We start from the raw sequence: 15613 nt of genomic DNA on the forward strand, positions 1-15613 counted from the left end.
ATGGAAGCCTTGTATCTGCTGGTTCCCTTGAGCGTGGCCCTGGTCTTCGGCGCGCTGTGGGTGTTTTTCAAAGCGTCCGACAGCGGCCAGTTCGACGACCTGGTCGGCCCCGGCCTGCGCGTGCTGCAGGACGACGACGCGGCGCAGGATTCCTGACCCCTCCTGGTTCGGCCAATTTTGATCCACATCAAAGTTTTTTGAAGTCCACCCACGTAACCTTTGACATACATCATCAAAGCGTTCTTGGGAGAACACAAAGTGGATCACACTCTGAACTACAACTACAAGATCGTGAAGCAATTCGCGATCGCCACGGTAGTCTGGGGCATAGTCGGCATGCTGGTTGGCGTCATCATCGCCGCCCAGCTGGCCTGGCCCAGCCTGAACCTGGACATCGCCTGGCTTACCTACGGGCGTTTGCGTCCGCTGCACACCAACGCCGTCATTTTCGCGTTCGGCATTTCCGGCCTGTTCGCCACGTCCTACTACGTGGTGCAGCGCACCTGCCAGGTGCGGCTGTTCTCGGACAAGCTGGCCGCCTTCACCTTCTGGGGCTGGCAAGCCGTGATCCTGAGCGCCGTGGTCACGCTGCCCATGGGCCTCACGCGCGGCAAGGAATACGCCGAGCTGGAATGGCCCATCACCATCCTGATCGCGCTGGTATGGATCGCCTACGCGGTAGTGTTCTTCGGCACCGTCATCAAGCGCAAGGTGGAGCACATCTACGTGGCCAACTGGTTCTTCGGCGGCTACATCCTGGCCGTGACCCTGCTGCACGTGGTGAACGGCATGAGCATGCCCGCCTCGCTGACCAAGTCCTACTCCATGTACACCGGCGTGCAGGACGCCATGATCCAGTGGTGGTACGGCCACAACGCGGTGGGCTTCATCCTGACCGCCGGCTACCTGGGCATGGTGTACTACTTCATTCCCAAGCAGGCCGAGAAGCCGGTGTACTCCTACCGCCTGTCCATCGTCCACTTCTGGGCGCTGATCTTCACCTATATGTGGGCCGGTCCGCACCACCTGCACTACACCGCGCTGCCGGACTGGACCCAGTCGCTGGGCATGGTGTTCTCGCTGATCCTGCTGGCGCCGTCGTGGGGCGGCATGATCAACGGCATGATGACGCTCTCCGGCGCATGGCACAAGCTGCGCACCGACCCTATCCTCAAGTTCATGATCGTGTCGCTGTCGTTCTACGGCATGGCCACCTTCGAAGGCCCGATGATGTCGATCAAGACCGTCAACGCGCTGTCGCACTACACCGACTGGGGCATCGCCCACGTGCACGGCGGCGCGCTGGGCTGGGTGGGCTTCATCACCATGGGCTCGATCTACTACCTGCTGCCGCGCCTGGCCGGCCGCAAGGAGATGTGGAGCGTCAAGCTGATCGACCTGCACTTCTGGGTCGCCACCATCGGCATCGTGCTGTACATCGCCGCCATGTGGATCGCCGGCGTGATGCAGGGCCTGATGTGGCGCGCGGTCAATCCCGACGGCACGCTGACCTACACCTTCGTTGAAAGCGTGAAGGCGACCTACCCCTACTACGTGGTGCGCTTCAGCGGCGGCCTGCTGTACCTGGGCGGCATGTGCGTGATGGGCTACAACACCTGGATGACGTTGCGCGGCCGCGACACCGCCACCGCCCGCATCCCCGAACTCAAAGCCGCCTGAGTTTCAGGACAACCACTACGGAGCTATCAAATGAAATTTTCGCATGAATGGATAGAGAAGAACCCCTGGCTGCTGATCGTGCTGGTGACGCTGGTGGTGTCGGTGGGCGGAGCGGTGGAGATAGTTCCGCTGTTCTTCCAGAAATCGACCACCGAACCGGTGGCGGGCCTGAAGCCATACAGCCCGCTGCGCCTGGCCGGCCGCGACGTGTACGTGCGCGAAGGCTGCTACAACTGCCACTCGCAAATGGTGCGCCCCTTCCGCGCCGAGACCGAGCGCTATGGCCACTACTCGGTGGCCGGCGAATTCGTCTACGACCGCCCCTTCCAGTGGGGTTCCAAGCGCACCGGCCCGGACCTGGCGCGCGTGGGCGGCCGCTATAGCGACGAATGGCACAAGACCCACCTGGCCAACCCGCGCGACGTGGTGCCGGAATCGAATATGCCGAACTACCCCTGGCTGGCCAAGTCCGCGCTCAAGCCGGCCGACATCGTGCCGCACCTGCGCGCGCTGCAGCGCCTGGGCGACCCGTACACGGACGCGGAAATCGCCGCCGCCCCGGCCGAGCTGGAAGGCAAGACCGAGGAAGACGCCCTGATCGCCTATCTGCAAGGCCTGGGCACCCAGATCAAGACGAGGAACTGACATGGAAAACCTGTTTGACAACGCCAGCCGCGTGATGACCGTCATCTCATTCATCACCTTCATCGGCATCGTCGCGTGGGCATACGCGCGCCGCAACCAGGCCGGCTTTGCGCAAGCGGCGCAACTGCCGTTCGCGGACGAGGAGAACGACCATGTCTGACTTCACCAGCGGCTTCTGGAACTACTACATCATCACGCTCACCATGCTTGGCGTGTTCGGCTGCGCGGTGCTGCTGTATTCGCAGTCCAAGCACAAGGTCAAGGCGCTGAAAGACGTGAACGCACCGGTCGGCACCACCGGCCATATCTGGGACGAGGACCTGACCGAACTGAATACGCCCATGCCGCGCTGGTGGATGTGGCTGTTCTACATCACCATCGTGTTCGGCCTGGCCTATCTGTTCCTGTACCCCGGCCTGGGCGACTACGCCGGCAAGCTGGGATGGAAATCGAGCGGCCAGTACGGCGCCGAACTGAAACAGGCCGAGGCCGAATACGGCCCGCTGTTCAACCAGTACCTGAAGCAGGAGCTGACGGCGGTGGCCGCTGATCCGAAAGCGCAGGCCATAGGCGAGCGCCTGTTCCTGACCTACTGCGCGCAGTGCCACGGTTCGGACGCGCGCGGCAACAAGGGCTTCCCCAACCTGACCGACAAGGACTGGCTGTACGGCGGCGCGCCGGACGTGATCAAGACCACCATCATGAACGGCCGCCACGGCGTGATGCCGCCCATGGGCGCGGCGCTCGGTTCGGACAAGGACGTGGAAAACGTGGCGCACTATGTGCTGAGCCTCTCCGGCGGCGCGGCCGATCCGATCAAGTCCGTGTTCGGCAAGAGCAAGTTCAACGCCTGCATGGGCTGCCACACCGGCGCCGGCACCGGCAACCAGGCCCTGGGCGCGCCCAACCTGACGGACAAGGTCTGGCTGTACGGCGGCAGCGCCGAAACCATCATGGAAACCATACGCAAGGGCCGCAACAACACCATGCCGGCCTTCGCGGACTTCCTCGGCGAAGGCAAGGTGCATGTACTGGCCGCCTACGTATGGGGCTTGTCGAATCAACCGGCTGTGGCAGCCGCTCCAGCACAAGGCAACAGCAATGAACGCGCCGGAACAAGTCATTAAGATGTACGCCGCCCGCGAGGAGATCTATCCTCGCGAGACGGCGGGCCGCTACGCCAGCCTGCGCTGGGTCTTCGTCTGGCTCACGCAGCTGGCCTTCTACGGCACGCCCTGGCTCACATGGAACGGCCGCCAGGCCTTGCTGTTCGACCTGGCGGCGCGCAAGTTCTACATCTTCGGCCTGGTGCTGTGGCCGCAGGACTTCATCTACCTGGCGGCGCTGCTCATCATCTGCGCCTACCTGCTGTTCCTGGCCACCGCCATCGCCGGGCGCGTGTGGTGCGGCTTCTCCTGCCCGCAGACGGTGTACACCGAAATCTTCCTGTGGATAGAGCGCAAATTCGAAGGCACGCGCAGCGCGCGCATGCGCCTGGCCAAGGAAGGCCTCACCTTCAACAAGATGTGGCGCAAGGGCGGCAAGCACCTGGCCTGGGGCACGGTGGCGCTGTGGACCGGCTACACCTTCGTCGGCTACTTCACGCCCATCAAGTCGCTGGCGCTGGAAGCGCTGCATCTGAGTTTCGGCCCGTGGGAATGGTTCTGGGTGCTGTTCTACAGCCTGGCCACCTACGGCAACGCGGGCTGGCTGCGCGAGCAGGTGTGCAAATACATGTGCCCCTACGCCCGCTTCCAAAGTTCGATGTTCGACCGCGACACGCTGATCATCACCTACAACGCGAAACGCGGCGAGCCGCGCGGCGCACTGAATAAAAACACCGGCGGCTCCTGCATCGACTGCTCCATGTGCGTGCAGGTGTGCCCGGTGGGCATCGACATCCGCAAGGGCCTGCAGTACGAGTGCATAGGCTGCGCCGCCTGCGTGGACGCCTGCGACAGCGTGATGGACAAGATAGGCCAGCCGCGCGGCCTGGTGCTGTACAGCACCGACCACGCGCTGGCGGAAGGCTACACACACAGGCAGATCCGCCAGCATGCGCTGCGGCCGCGCGTGCTGATCTACAGCGCCATCCTGCTGGCGATCATCTGCGCGGTCGGCACGGCGCTGTGGCTGCGCACGCCGCTGAAAATGGACGTGATACGCGACCGCGGCGCCATGGGACGCGAGGTGGAGGACGGCATGATAGAAAACGTCTACCGCCTGCAGATCATGAACACGTCCGAGCAGGCGCACAGCTACCGCATCCGCGTGTCCGGCATGCCGTCGCTGGAGCTGGTGACGGAGCAGCAGGTGACGCTGGCCGGCACCGAAACGCGTGCCGTGCCGGTACGCCTGCGCGCCGCCCACGGCGACGGCGCCAAGGGCTCGAACAAGATCACCATCGAGCTGACGGCGCTGGACGATCCTGCGCTGAAGGTCAGGGAAAACGCGGTGTTCATCGTGCCGCGCTCGTGAAGGAGAGGATTATGCAAAGCCATCAACTCAATCTGCCGGCGGCGCAGCCGTGGTGGTCGCAGCGCTGGCCGTGGCTGCTGATGCTGGGGCCGTGCCTGGCGCTGGTGGGCGGCCTGTACACGGGCTGGCTGGCCTTCTCGCAGCCGGACTCGCTGGTGGTGGGCGACTACTACAAGCGCGGCAAGGCCATCAACCAGGACTTGCGGCGCGACCGCGCGGCCAGCGCGCTCGGGCTGTCGGCCGAGCTGCGCTACGACGTGGCGCGCGGCGTGCTGTCCGGCCGCGTGGACGGCGCGGACCAGGCCAGGCCGCCGCGCGTGCTGCTGCACCTGGCGCACGCCACGCAGCCGGAACGCGACATCAAGCTGGAACTGGCGCCGGCGGCCGACGGCAGTTTCGAAGCGCCGCTGCCCATGCTGGAACGCAGCCGCTGGCAAGTGCTGCTGGAGGACGAAGGCCGCAGCTGGCGCCTGGAAGGCAGCTGGCAGTGGCCGGCGCAGCGCGAAGTGACGGTGCGGGCGGATTGAGCATGGCGGGTTACGCGGCTGCGCCGCTAACCCGCCCTACAATCTTCATCCGCCACCGTGCTCCGCGTAGATACTGTTATGCCGGTCAAGCGTTTTGAAGCTCCTGATTGAATGGTTTGCCAGATTTTAAGACGCCGAAAGCAACGTGGACGAGCTTGCGCATCATGGCGCCGATCACCAGCTTGGCCGGCTTGCCTGCTGCTTCCAGGCGGGTGCGGAACTGGCGCCCCCAGTCGGTGCGGTACAGCGCCACCATAGCCGGCATGTACAGATTTTTGCGCAGATGCGCGTGGCCGATCTTGGACATCCGGGGCCGCTGCTTCACGCTTGATCCGGACTCATGTTGGCGCGGATCGAGGCCTGCAAAGGCGGCAGCCTGCCGGCCGTTGTCGAAGCGCCCGGCATGCATGCCATAGGCCAGCAGTAACGCAATGGTATTGTCCCCGACACCGGGAATGGTATCGAGTAAGTCGCGTCTGCCGCGCATGTCGGGATCGTCGTTGATGTGATCACGTACGCGCTTGCGCAGCTGTTTAATCTGCTCGCCGAGCCAGGCAATATGCTGTTCGATATCGGCCCGGACCGATTCGCGCGCCACGTCCAGGCGGTTCGTTTCCTGCGTCTGCATGGCCAGCAGCGCATCCAGGCGCAGCACCATCGCTTTCAATTCCTGTTCGCTCAGCGGCGGCGGCTGCCATGCTTCCGGACCATGCTTGGCGCAGAACTCGGCAATGACCTTGGCGTCGACCTGGTCGGTCTTGGTGCGCACCAGCTGCGCCTGGGAAAACGCCTTGATCTGGGCCGGATTGACGACACTGACGCGGTAGCCCCGACGGGCAAAGAACTCCGCGATCGCCTCCCAATAGACGCCAGTGGCCTCCATGCAGATATGGGGCAACCCGTCCGTATGACTCTGCAGCCACGCTTCCAGTTTGGCAAAGCCAGCCTGGGTGTTTTCTACAACTTTCGCACGGTGTTTGCCCGTTTCCAGGCGCAGTGCGCAATCGACCTTCAATTTGGCGACATCTATACCAAGACACAACATTACTCTTCTCCTGATCAACCTTGCAAATGCGGGCTCACGGCACGCCGGGCCAAAGATACTGTTCGATCTTTAATGGAATAAGAGCAACTGCTGCGAAATCTACATCACGATCTTGGCGACCAAGGGCGGGTACGGCATCCAGTTGCTCTGCCCCGACGTTCCGTTTTCGGGGCAGATGGAATAATACAAGGGCGGGTTAGCGCAGCGTAACCCGCCGGATCAGCCGCAGCTCTCCATCCCCGCCACCGGCCAATCAGGCAATCAAATATTCGCGCGCCATCTGGCGCGCGCGGTGCAAGCGGCTTTTGGCGGCAGGCACCGTCAAGGCCAGTTCCTCCGCGATTTCGGCGATGCTCATTTCAGCAAAGTCGCGCAGCAAAATCACCTGGCGGTAATCGACGGGCAGCGACTCGAGCGCGTTCACCAGGTCCGCGCGCAGTCCCGCCGTGTCCTGCGCGGCCAGCCATTGCTCGGCGCGCGCCTCGTCATACGGATCGAAGTTGAGCGCCACGCGCCCCAGGCGGCGGCATTCGCGCTGCACCACCTTGAACAGCCAGCCGGAGAAGGCCGCCAGCACGCGCACCGCCTCGAGCCGGCGCGACAGCACCAGCAGCGCCTCCTGCACCGCGTCGTCCACGTCGCTGATCAGGCAGGAACGCTGGGCGTAGCGGCGGATATCGGGCTGGCACAGGCGCAGCAGCTGGGCCAGTGCCGCCGGATCGCCGCGGTGGGCGGCGTCCAGCACCGGCAAGTGTGTTTCAGAGAGTGCCATTCTTTTTCGCTTTATCGAGGCGGCGGCCCACCATGGCGCACATGGGGCAGAAGCCGAACAGGCCGGAGGCGACGATGCCGCCCGCCGACGCCGCCAGCACCGCGCCCAGCACGCCGCCCACGCTCACCAGGCTGAAAGCCACCGCCAGCAGGCCGGCCACCACGCGCAGCACGCGCTCACCATTTGGTACATTTTTAACATAGAACATTTTGCTCTCCTTTTGAGTAGATTGCTAACAGATTGCCAACATGAGGAAGTCCCTCGGCTACTAAGAGGCGGGCAAACCGCATTTGGATTCGCGGATTCAAAAATATTTTGTTAGGCTACGCCACATGAGCGCCCCTAAACACCCACCCAAGCCGCCCACGCTGGACCAGCACCTGTGCTTCAAGCTGTATTCCACGTCGCTGAAAATGACGCAGCACTACAAGCCCCTGCTGGCCGCCCTCAACCTCACCTACCCGCAATACCTGGTGATGGTGGTGCTGTGGGAGCAGGAAGGGCTGGGCATCAAGGACATCGCCCAGCGCCTGCAGCAGGATTCCGGCTCCATCACGCCGCTGGTGAAGCGGCTGGAAGCGGAAGGCTATCTGCTGCGCGGGCGCGATCCGCTGGATGAGCGCAACCGCGTGCTGACCCTGACCGCCAAGGGGCGGGAGCTGCGCGCCGCCGGCCTGCGCGTGAGCGAGCAGTTCGCCCACGCCTGCGCCATCACCCACCAGGACGTGGAGCAGCTGGCGAGCGGGCTGGATAAACTGAACGGCAATCTTTCCTGAAAGACCACGCCGCGCACCTTGCCAAAACGTCACTTTGATAGGAGAATTCCCCAGCGCCCCCGTCCAAGGAAGACATGAAACCTCTCGGCATCAAAGTCAAGGTTGCACTGGCCACCAGCCTCACCTCGGTGGTCATGGTGGCGCTCGTGACCGTGGCGCAGATGCAGCGCATGGAGGCCGACTTCACGCGCGTGCTGTTCGCCCAGCAGACGGCGCTGATCAACCGCACCGCCGAGGAGCTGGACGACAAGCTGAACATGCTGCTGGGGATTATCGCCCTGTCGGCGAAAAACCAGCCGCTGGGCATCTCCCATGACCCCGCCGCGCTGCGCGCCTACTACGCCGACCGCGCCGTGCTGTCCCTGTTCGACGACGTGCTGGTGCTCGACCCGCAAGGCCATGTCATCTCCGACCTGCCGGTAGTGAGCGGCCGCGTGGGCGTGGACGCCAGCGACCGCGCCTATTTCAAGCGTGTGATGGCCACCCGCCAGCCCCTCATCGCCGAGCCGGTGGTAGGCCGCGCCGGCAAGCAGCCCATCGTGCAGATGGCCGCGCCCATCCTGGACCAGAAGGGCGAAGTGCAGGCCGTGCTGATCGGCGTGCTGCGGCTGTACAAGGACAACGTGCTGGGCCACCTGCGCACCGCCAAGGTGGGCCGCACCGGCTACTACTTCGCCGTCACGCGCGCCGAGGTGCCGCTGTACGTGCTGTATCCGGACCTGAACCGCCTGCTCAAGCCGCGCCCCGCCAATGCCAACCCGGCCACCACGCGCGCACTCAACGAAGGCTTCGAGGGCACGGTGATCAGCACCAACAGCGGGGGTATGCGCGCGCTGAACAGCTTCAAGACGCTCAAGTCGGTGGACTGGGTGCTGGCCGCTTCGCTGCCGGTGGACGAGGCCTTCGAGCCCTTCGAGGGCATGCTGCTGCGGCTGGCCGCGTGGAGCTGCCTGGCCTCGCTGGCGGCGGCCGCGCTGATAGGCTGGCTGACCATGCGTTTGATGTCGCCGCTGGCGCAGCTGCGCGGCGCCATCCAGCGCATGCACGGCAACGCCGCCGGTTTCACGCCCATCCCGGTGCGGCAGGAGGACGAGATCGGCGACCTGACGGCGGCCTTCAATAGCCTGATGCAGGAGCGCCAGGCCGCCGATGCGCGCCTGAATGATTTGATCGAGCTGGCGCCCAACGCCTATGTGGTGGTGGATGCGGACGGCCGCATCGAAACCTTCAACCGCCAGGCAGAGCGCTACTTCGGCTACCAGCGCGCGGACGTGCTGGGGCAGAAAGTGGAAGTGCTGCTGCCGTCGGCGCAGCGCGAGGAACACGGACGCCTGCGCGTGGGCTTTTCATCGACGCGGCTGACGCCCGAACCGGTGCGCATGGGCGACGGCCGCGCGCTGTTCGGCCAGCGCAAGGACGGCAGCCGCTTCCCGGTCGAGATCAACCTGAGCGCGATCCAGACCGGCGAAGGCACCAAGGTGCTGGCCATGATCTCCGACATCACCGAGCGCCACCGCCTGCAGGGCGAGGTGCAGGCGCGCGCGCTGGAGCTGGAACAGGCGCGCGACCGCGCCGAGGCGGCCAACCGCGCCAAGAGCGACTTCGTGGCCAATATGAGCCACGAAATCCGCACGCCGATGAACGCGGTGCTGGGCATGGCTTACCTGCTCGGCAATACTTCGCTGACCGCGCAGCAGCGCAAATACCTGACCATGGTGCAGGCTTCGGGCCAGACCCTGCTCGGCATCCTCAACGACGTGCTGGACTTCTCCAAGATCGAGGCGCGACGCATGGAACTGGCTCCCACCGATTTCGACCTGGGCGACGTGATCGGCACCCTGGCCACCACCATGACCATGAACGCCGGCGAGAAGGAACTGGAGTTGGCCATCGCCGTGGAGCCGGACGTGCCGCGCCTGCTGCACGGCGACGCGCTGCGGCTGCAGCAGATCCTGGTCAACCTGGCCGGCAACGCCATCAAGTTCACGCAGCAGGGCGAGGTGGTGGTGCGGGTGAGCCTGGAACAGGCCGCGGCGGACTACGCCATGCTGCGCTTCGAAGTGAGCGACACCGGCATCGGCATGGGCGAGGCGCAGCTGGGGCAGCTGTTCAGCGCCTTCTCGCAGGGCGACGAGAGCATCACGCGGCGCTTCGGCGGCACCGGCCTGGGGCTGGCCATCACCAAGCGGCTGATAGAACTCATGGGCGGCAAGATCGCCGTGCACACGGTCGAAGGCGAGGGCAGCCGCTTCTGGTTCAGCCTCCCGTTCGCGGTGCTGCCGGCGCCCGAAAAGCGCCAGCCCGCGCTCGGTCCTCAGCGCCTGCTGGTGGCGGACGACAACGGCACCACGCGCAGCCTGGTGGGCAAGCTGATACGCGCCTGGGGCTGGGAGGCGGACGAGGTGGCGTCCGGCGCCGAGGCCGTCGCGCGCTTCCGCGCGCAGCAGGAGGCCGGCCAGCCTTACAGCGTGGTGCTGGCCGACTGGCATATGCCGGGCCTGGACGGCGTGGCGGTGGCCAAGGCCATACGCGCGGCGGCAGGGCCGCAGGCGCAGCCCATCGTGGTGATGGTGAACGCCTTCGCGCGCGGCAAGCTGGAGGAGATTTCCGGCGCACCGGAGGCGGACGTCGTGCTGGTCAAGCCCATCACCAGTTCCAGCCTGTTCGACGCCTTGCACCAGGCGCTGGTGGCCAAGGGCGGCGATGAACACAGCGTGCAGGCGGAGGGCATCGCCAACCGCCTGAAGGGCAGGCATTTCCTGCTGGTGGAAGACAACCTGCTGAACCAGGCCGTGGCGCGCGGCATACTGGAGCTGGCCGGCGCCACGCTGGAGGTGGCGGACGACGGCCAGCAGGCGCTCAATATGCTGCGCACGGACGCCGGCCGCTACGACATCGTGCTGATGGACATGCAGATGCCGGTGCTGGACGGCTTCAGCGCCACCGCCATGCTGCGCCGCGAATTGAAGCTGGACTTGCCCGTCATCGCGATGACGGCCGGCGTGCTGGCCTCTGAGCGCGACCGCTGCCTGGAGGCGGGCATTACCGACTTCATCCCCAAGCCGGTGGTGGTGGAGGAAATGCTTGCGGTGATACAGCGCCACCTGCCGGATGGGCTCAGTGCGCAGCAGAGCGTACCACCAGCCACGCCTGAGGCCACCGTCGCATCCCCCGCCGCCGAACCGGCCGAACCGCTATTCAGCATGGACAGCCTGATGCGCGTCATGGGCCAGGATCCCAGGGGCCGCCAGGTCATGTTCAAGATGGTGCGCGGCGCGCTGGACAGCGGCATGCAGCCGCTGGACGAAGCCGATCTGGCGCTGAGCGAAGGCCGCGCCAATGAGGCGGCAAGGCTGCTACACAGCCTGCGCGGTGCCGTCGGCGTGCTGGGCGCCAAGCGCCTGGTGCGGGCCACGCTGGATGCGGAAAACGCTATCGTGCAGCAACGCACCGATGAACTGCCCGCCATCTTCGCCGGCGTGCGCGGCGTGCTCGAAGCCACGCTGCAGCAGGCGGCCGACTGGCTGGAGCGCGAGGAAAACAGCGTCTAGGCCTGCCCGCGCGCGGCGCGCTTGATGGCCTGCGGCGGCTGGCCGTAAGCGCGCAGGAAAGCGCGCCGCATGCGCTCCGGATCCGCAAAGCCGGTCTCGCGCGCCACCACGTCTATGGCATGGCCGCCCGCCTCGATCAGCGCGCGCGCCGCCTCCACCCTCAACCCCTCCACCGCGCGCGCAGGCGACTGCCCGGTCTCCATGCGGAAGGTGCGGCTGAACTGGCGCCGGCTCAGGTGCGCCGCGTCCGCCAGCTCGTCGACCGACAACGGCTTGCGCAGATTGCTCTTGGCGTAGGTCAGCGCCACCTGGATACGGTCCGACTTCGGCTCCAGCTCCAGCAGCGCGGAGAACTGCGACTGCCCGCCGCTGCGCCGGTGGTACACCACCATCTTGCGCGCCACGGCCTTCGCCAGCTCCGCGCCGTGATCCGCCTCCACCATGGCCAGGCACAGGTCTATGCAGGCCGTCATGCCGGCCGAAGTCCAGACCCGCCCGTCGTGGATATAGATGCGGTCTTCCTCCACCTTCACTTTCGGATACATGCGCTGCAGATCGCGCGCCTGGCACCAGTGCGTGGTGGCGCGGCGGCCGTCCAGCAGGCCCGCTTCCGCCAGCAGGAAGGCGCCGGTGCAGATGCTGGCCGTGCGGCGCGACAGCGCGCTGGCCGCGCGCAGAAAGCCGACGAAGCCCGGCGTCGACACGATCTGCTCCATGGCACCCGCCACCAGCACGGTGTCGAAGCTATGGCCGCCGAACGCCTGCGTCAGCACCGGCACGCCGGAGGAGCTGGATACCGCGCCGCCGTGCTCGGACAGCAGCGCCACTTCATAGCAGGCTTCGCCCTTAAGTTCATTGGCCACCTCGAACACGGTGGTGGCCACCAGGTCCAGCACCTGGAAGCGGGGGAAGAGCAGCAGGGCTATTTTGCGTGTCATGATGTCCCAAAACGAGGTATATAAGGCATACGGGACTCAATTTAGAAGCCTACACTGCTCTTGTCAACCACTTTCAAGGACAGCAAACATGAAGACCAACAACAGCACCGAGTCCGGCATCGCCCTCATCACCGGCGCTTCCACCGGCATCGGCGCGCGCTATGCGCAGCGCCTGGCCGAACGCGGCTACGACCTGATCCTGGTCGCCCGCAACCGCGAACGCCTGCAAGCGGTGGCCGACGGCGTCAGCGCCAGCACCGGCCGCAAAGTGGAGATCCTGCCCGCCGACCTGACGCAGGAAGCCGGCCTGGCGCTGGTGCAGCACCGCCTGGCGAACGACGTCGGCATCACCATGCTGGTGAATAACGCCGGCCTGGGCGCCACCGCACCGCTGGTCGACTCGAAGCAGGAAGACCTGGACCGCATGATCTTCCTGAACGTTCACGCGCTCACCCGCCTCACGCGCGCCGTGGCGCCGGGCTTCGCAGCGCGCGGCCATGGCGCCATTATCAACATCGCCTCCATCGTGGCGGTGGCGCCGGAAGTACTGAACGGCACCTACGGCGGCACCAAGGCCTATGTGCTGGCGTTCACGCAGTCGCTGCAGCACGAGCTGGGCGCCAAGGGCGTGCGCGTGCAGGCCGTGCTGCCCGGCGCCACCGGCACCGAGTTCTGGGACCATGCCGGCGTGCCGGTGGCCCACCTGCCCAGCGAGATCGTGATGAGCGTGGACGACCTGGTCGACGCCGCGCTGGCGGGCCTGGACCTGGGCGAAGTGGTGACCATACCGTCCCTGCCGGACCGCGCCGACTGGGACAAGTTCGAAGCGGCCCGCCTGGCCATGGGCCCCAATCTGTCGCGCAGCAAGGCAGCCCCGCGCTACACGGCCTGATAGAGCGCTGTACAAAACTGCGGCGCCGCCGCAGAATCCGTCCCGCGCCTTGCCTGCTTCGTCACATGGGCAATGCGCGCTGGCGGCGGCGTCACTAGACTCGGAGCCTCGATCAACATTACAGGCTTCGAACATGAAAACGTCACGCCGTCTCACACTCTGCGCCCTGGCCGGTGCGCTGCACGCTGTTGCCTTCGCGGCCGACAATACCGCCCCGGCGGAGATGGCGCGCGTGGAGGTGAGCGGCCCCGGTGCGGACGCCCTGCGCCGCAACGGCACGGCCGGTAAGCTCGTGGTGGGAAGGGACGAACTACTCCAGTACGGCGACAGCTCCCTGTCCGGCGTGCTGAAACGCCTGCCCGGCTTGTTCATGGCCGGCAGCGAAGTGCGCATGCGCGGACTGGGCACGGGCTACACGCAAATTCTCATCAACGGCGATCCTGCGCCGCCCGGCTTCGCCATCGACACGCTGGCGCCGGAGGTGATCGAACGCATAGAAATCATGCGCACCGCCTCGGCCGAATTCAGCGCGCAGGCGGTGGCGGGCAGCATCAACATCGTGCTGCGCAAGGGCGCCAGCCGTGCGCAGCGCGACCTGAAACTGCAAATCGAGCACGACCAGCGCTGGAACCCCAGCGCCACCATGCAGCTGGCCAACCGCGACGGCGCCTACTCGTACTCGGTGGCTGGCACGCTGTCGCGCACCGGCTACGACAACGGCGCGCAGATCAGCGAAATCCTCGCCAACGCCGCCGGCGCGCCCACCACGCGGCGTTTGTTCGATGAACGCTACCTCGGCGGCATCAGCAAGGCCAGCCTGGCGCCGCGCCTGAACTGGACGCTGGACGGCGGCGACACCATCGCCTGGCAAAGCCTGATCGATATCGCGCGCATCAACAACCACGGCGGCTCCCGCGAAACCACGCTGCTGGGAAGCGCCACGCCGTCGCCCATCAGCAGCTACGGCTCCCGTATCCACAACGACGCGCTGCGCAGCGACGTAAGCTGGTCGCGCAAGACCGGCGGGGACGGCAGGCTCACCGTCAAGGCGGGCGTGAACGTCAACCAGCGCGAGATAGCCTACGTCTTCAACGGCGCGGACGCGGGCGGCGCCCCCTGGCTGCGGCGCGAAGTGAATTCCAGCGCCAGCGACAACAGCGCCACCAGCAGCGGCAAATATCAAACGCCGCTGTGGCCCGGCCACGGCTTCGGCGCAGGCTGGGACGGCAGCTTTACGCGCCGCAGCGAAAACCGTTTGCAGCGCGACAGCACGCCGCAGGGCGCGCCGCTCTACACGCTGGACCAGGACTACACCGCCGACGTCAAGCGCCTGGCCCTGTATGCGCAAGACGAATGGGACGTGGCGCCCGGCCTGCAAGCCTATCTCGGCCTGCGCTGGGAAGGGCTGGTCACCGGCACCGTGGGCCGCGCCATGGACAAGGTGCAAAGCCGCTCCAGCGTGTGGAGCCCCGTGCTGCAAACGCTGTGGAAGCTGAAGGACAGCGGACGCGAACGGGACCAGCTGCGCCTGGCCCTGTCGCGTACCTACAAGGCGCCGCTGACGCGCAACCTGGTGCCGCGCCGCTACACCATCAACAACGGCAACGGCCCCACCAATCCGGACGTGGAGGGCAATCCCTATCTGCAGCCGGAGCTGGCCTGGGGCGTGGACGCGGGCTACGAATCCTACTTCGGCAAGGGCGGCATGTTCAGCGTATCGGCCTACGCGCGCCGCATCAGCGGGGTGACGGTGCAGCGCCTGTTCCAGGACGGCGCCACGTGGGTCAGCACCTTCGCCAACGGCGGCAAGGCCAGCGCGCGCGGCGTGGAGTTCGACGCCAAATTCCCGCTGGCCGCGCTGTACGCGGGCGCGCCGTCCATCGACCTGCGCGCCAACGCCAGCCGCAACTGGTCGCGCATGGACAGCGTGCCCGGCCCGCACAACCGCCTGGCCGAACAGACGCCGCTGACGGCCAACCTCGGCCTGGACTACCGCATGTCCGCCGCGTGGAGCAGCGGCTTCAATTTCAACTACCTGGGCGGCGGTCCGGCCCGCATCACGGCTGCGCTGTCCAGCGACAGCGGCCCGGTGCGCACGCTGGACGCCTACGCCCTGTGGAAGACCGGCAAAGCCAGCCAGCTGCGCCTGTCAGTGGCCAACGCGCTGCGCCAGGACCGCCGCAGCGCCCAGTATTACGCCGACGCCGCCGGCAGCACCGCCCGCGGCGCCAGCGCGCCCGGCAGCCGGGGCGTGCGCCTCCAGTACGAGCAGCCGCTGTAGCGTAAGCATGCGCTAGAATCATGTATCG

General features: G+C 66.0%; 15 protein-coding genes. 11 read left to right on the forward strand and 4 right to left on the reverse strand.

Going from position 1 to position 15613, the window contains the following annotated elements; genetic code table 11:
• The 7 genes from ccoS to KT882_RS01355 all read left to right on the forward strand — a co-directional run bounded on the left by ccoS (window position 1) and on the right by KT882_RS01355 (window position 5330).
• Window positions 1-156: a cbb3-type cytochrome oxidase assembly protein CcoS gene (gene ccoS / locus KT882_RS01325; protein ID WP_161070308.1), complete on the forward strand. Its 156-nt coding sequence runs from the start codon at window positions 1-3 to the stop codon at window positions 154-156.
• Window positions 157-258: 102 nt separating this feature from the next.
• On the forward strand, window positions 259-1680 hold the full coding sequence (ccoN, locus tag KT882_RS01330; protein ID WP_161070307.1) for a cytochrome-c oxidase, cbb3-type subunit I: 1422 nt from the start codon (window positions 259-261) through the stop codon (window positions 1678-1680).
• Between the two features lie 30 nt (window positions 1681-1710).
• Window positions 1711-2325, forward strand: coding sequence for a cytochrome-c oxidase, cbb3-type subunit II (gene ccoO / locus KT882_RS01335; protein WP_161070306.1), 615 nt, complete (start codon window positions 1711-1713; stop codon window positions 2323-2325).
• A gap of 1 nt (window position 2326) precedes the next feature.
• Window positions 2327-2485 (forward strand): cbb3-type cytochrome oxidase subunit 3, encoded by a 159-nt coding sequence (locus KT882_RS01340; protein WP_161070305.1) that lies wholly within the window; start codon window positions 2327-2329, stop codon window positions 2483-2485.
• Entirely contained in the window at window positions 2478-3452 is a 975-nt protein-coding gene (gene ccoP / locus KT882_RS01345) for a cytochrome-c oxidase, cbb3-type subunit III (protein ID WP_161070304.1), read from the forward strand. The genes KT882_RS01340 and ccoP overlap by 8 nt, the downstream gene beginning before the upstream one ends.
• The gene (gene ccoG, locus KT882_RS01350; RefSeq protein ID WP_161070303.1) at window positions 3427-4803 is read left to right on the forward strand and encodes a cytochrome c oxidase accessory protein CcoG; all 1377 of its coding nucleotides are present in this window, start codon (window positions 3427-3429) and stop codon (window positions 4801-4803) included. The genes ccoP and ccoG overlap by 26 nt, the downstream gene beginning before the upstream one ends.
• Before the next feature lie 11 nt (window positions 4804-4814).
• Window positions 4815-5330 (forward strand): FixH family protein, encoded by a 516-nt coding sequence (locus KT882_RS01355; protein WP_228894169.1) that lies wholly within the window; start codon window positions 4815-4817, stop codon window positions 5328-5330.
• Window positions 5331-5415: 85 nt separating this feature from the next.
• On the opposite strand, the gene KT882_RS01360 is transcribed toward KT882_RS01355, so the two are convergent.
• From KT882_RS01360 to KT882_RS01370, 3 genes are all read right to left on the reverse strand, one after another.
• On the reverse strand, window positions 5416-6375 hold the full coding sequence (locus KT882_RS01360) for an IS110 family RNA-guided transposase (RefSeq protein WP_228893647.1): 960 nt from the start codon (window positions 6373-6375) through the stop codon (window positions 5416-5418).
• 253 nt (window positions 6376-6628) lie between these two features.
• The gene (locus KT882_RS01365) at window positions 6629-7147 is read right to left on the reverse strand and encodes an RNA polymerase sigma factor (RefSeq protein WP_228894170.1); all 519 of its coding nucleotides are present in this window, start codon (window positions 7145-7147) and stop codon (window positions 6629-6631) included.
• Entirely contained in the window at window positions 7134-7355 is a 222-nt protein-coding gene (locus KT882_RS01370) for a YgaP family membrane protein (RefSeq protein ID WP_161070300.1), read from the reverse strand. The genes KT882_RS01365 and KT882_RS01370 overlap by 14 nt, the downstream gene beginning before the upstream one ends.
• Before the next feature lie 124 nt (window positions 7356-7479).
• On the opposite strand from KT882_RS01370, the gene KT882_RS01375 reads away from it, so the two are divergent.
• Both KT882_RS01375 and KT882_RS01380 read left to right on the forward strand, forming a co-directional pair.
• Window positions 7480-7923 carry a MarR family winged helix-turn-helix transcriptional regulator gene (locus KT882_RS01375; protein ID WP_161070299.1) on the forward strand — a complete coding sequence of 148 codons (444 nt, stop codon included), beginning with the start codon at window positions 7480-7482 and terminating at the stop codon, window positions 7921-7923.
• Between the two features lie 74 nt (window positions 7924-7997).
• Window positions 7998-11474, forward strand: a complete 3477-nt coding sequence (locus KT882_RS01380; protein WP_228894171.1) for a response regulator — start codon at window positions 7998-8000, stop codon at window positions 11472-11474.
• Here KT882_RS01380 and KT882_RS01385 read toward each other — a convergent pair.
• Window positions 11471-12412 (reverse strand): GlxA family transcriptional regulator, encoded by a 942-nt coding sequence (locus tag KT882_RS01385; RefSeq protein ID WP_161070297.1) that lies wholly within the window; start codon window positions 12410-12412, stop codon window positions 11471-11473. The genes KT882_RS01380 and KT882_RS01385 overlap by 4 nt on opposite strands.
• Before the next feature lie 88 nt (window positions 12413-12500).
• Here KT882_RS01385 and KT882_RS01390 point away from each other — a divergent pair, with 88 nt between their 5' ends.
• Together KT882_RS01390 and KT882_RS01395 are read left to right on the forward strand one after the other, a co-directional pair.
• On the forward strand, window positions 12501-13304 hold the full coding sequence (locus KT882_RS01390) for an SDR family NAD(P)-dependent oxidoreductase (protein ID WP_228894172.1): 804 nt from the start codon (window positions 12501-12503) through the stop codon (window positions 13302-13304).
• A 133-nt stretch (window positions 13305-13437) separates the two neighbouring features.
• A complete protein-coding gene (locus KT882_RS01395) occupies window positions 13438-15585 on the forward strand; it encodes a TonB-dependent receptor plug domain-containing protein (protein ID WP_228894173.1) in 2148 nt (715 codons plus the stop codon).
• Window positions 15586-15613 lie beyond the last annotated feature (28 nt).

This window comes from Pseudoduganella aquatica, from assembly GCF_020865585.1.
GTDB lineage: Bacteria > Pseudomonadota > Gammaproteobacteria > Burkholderiales > Burkholderiaceae_D > Rugamonas > Rugamonas aquatica_A.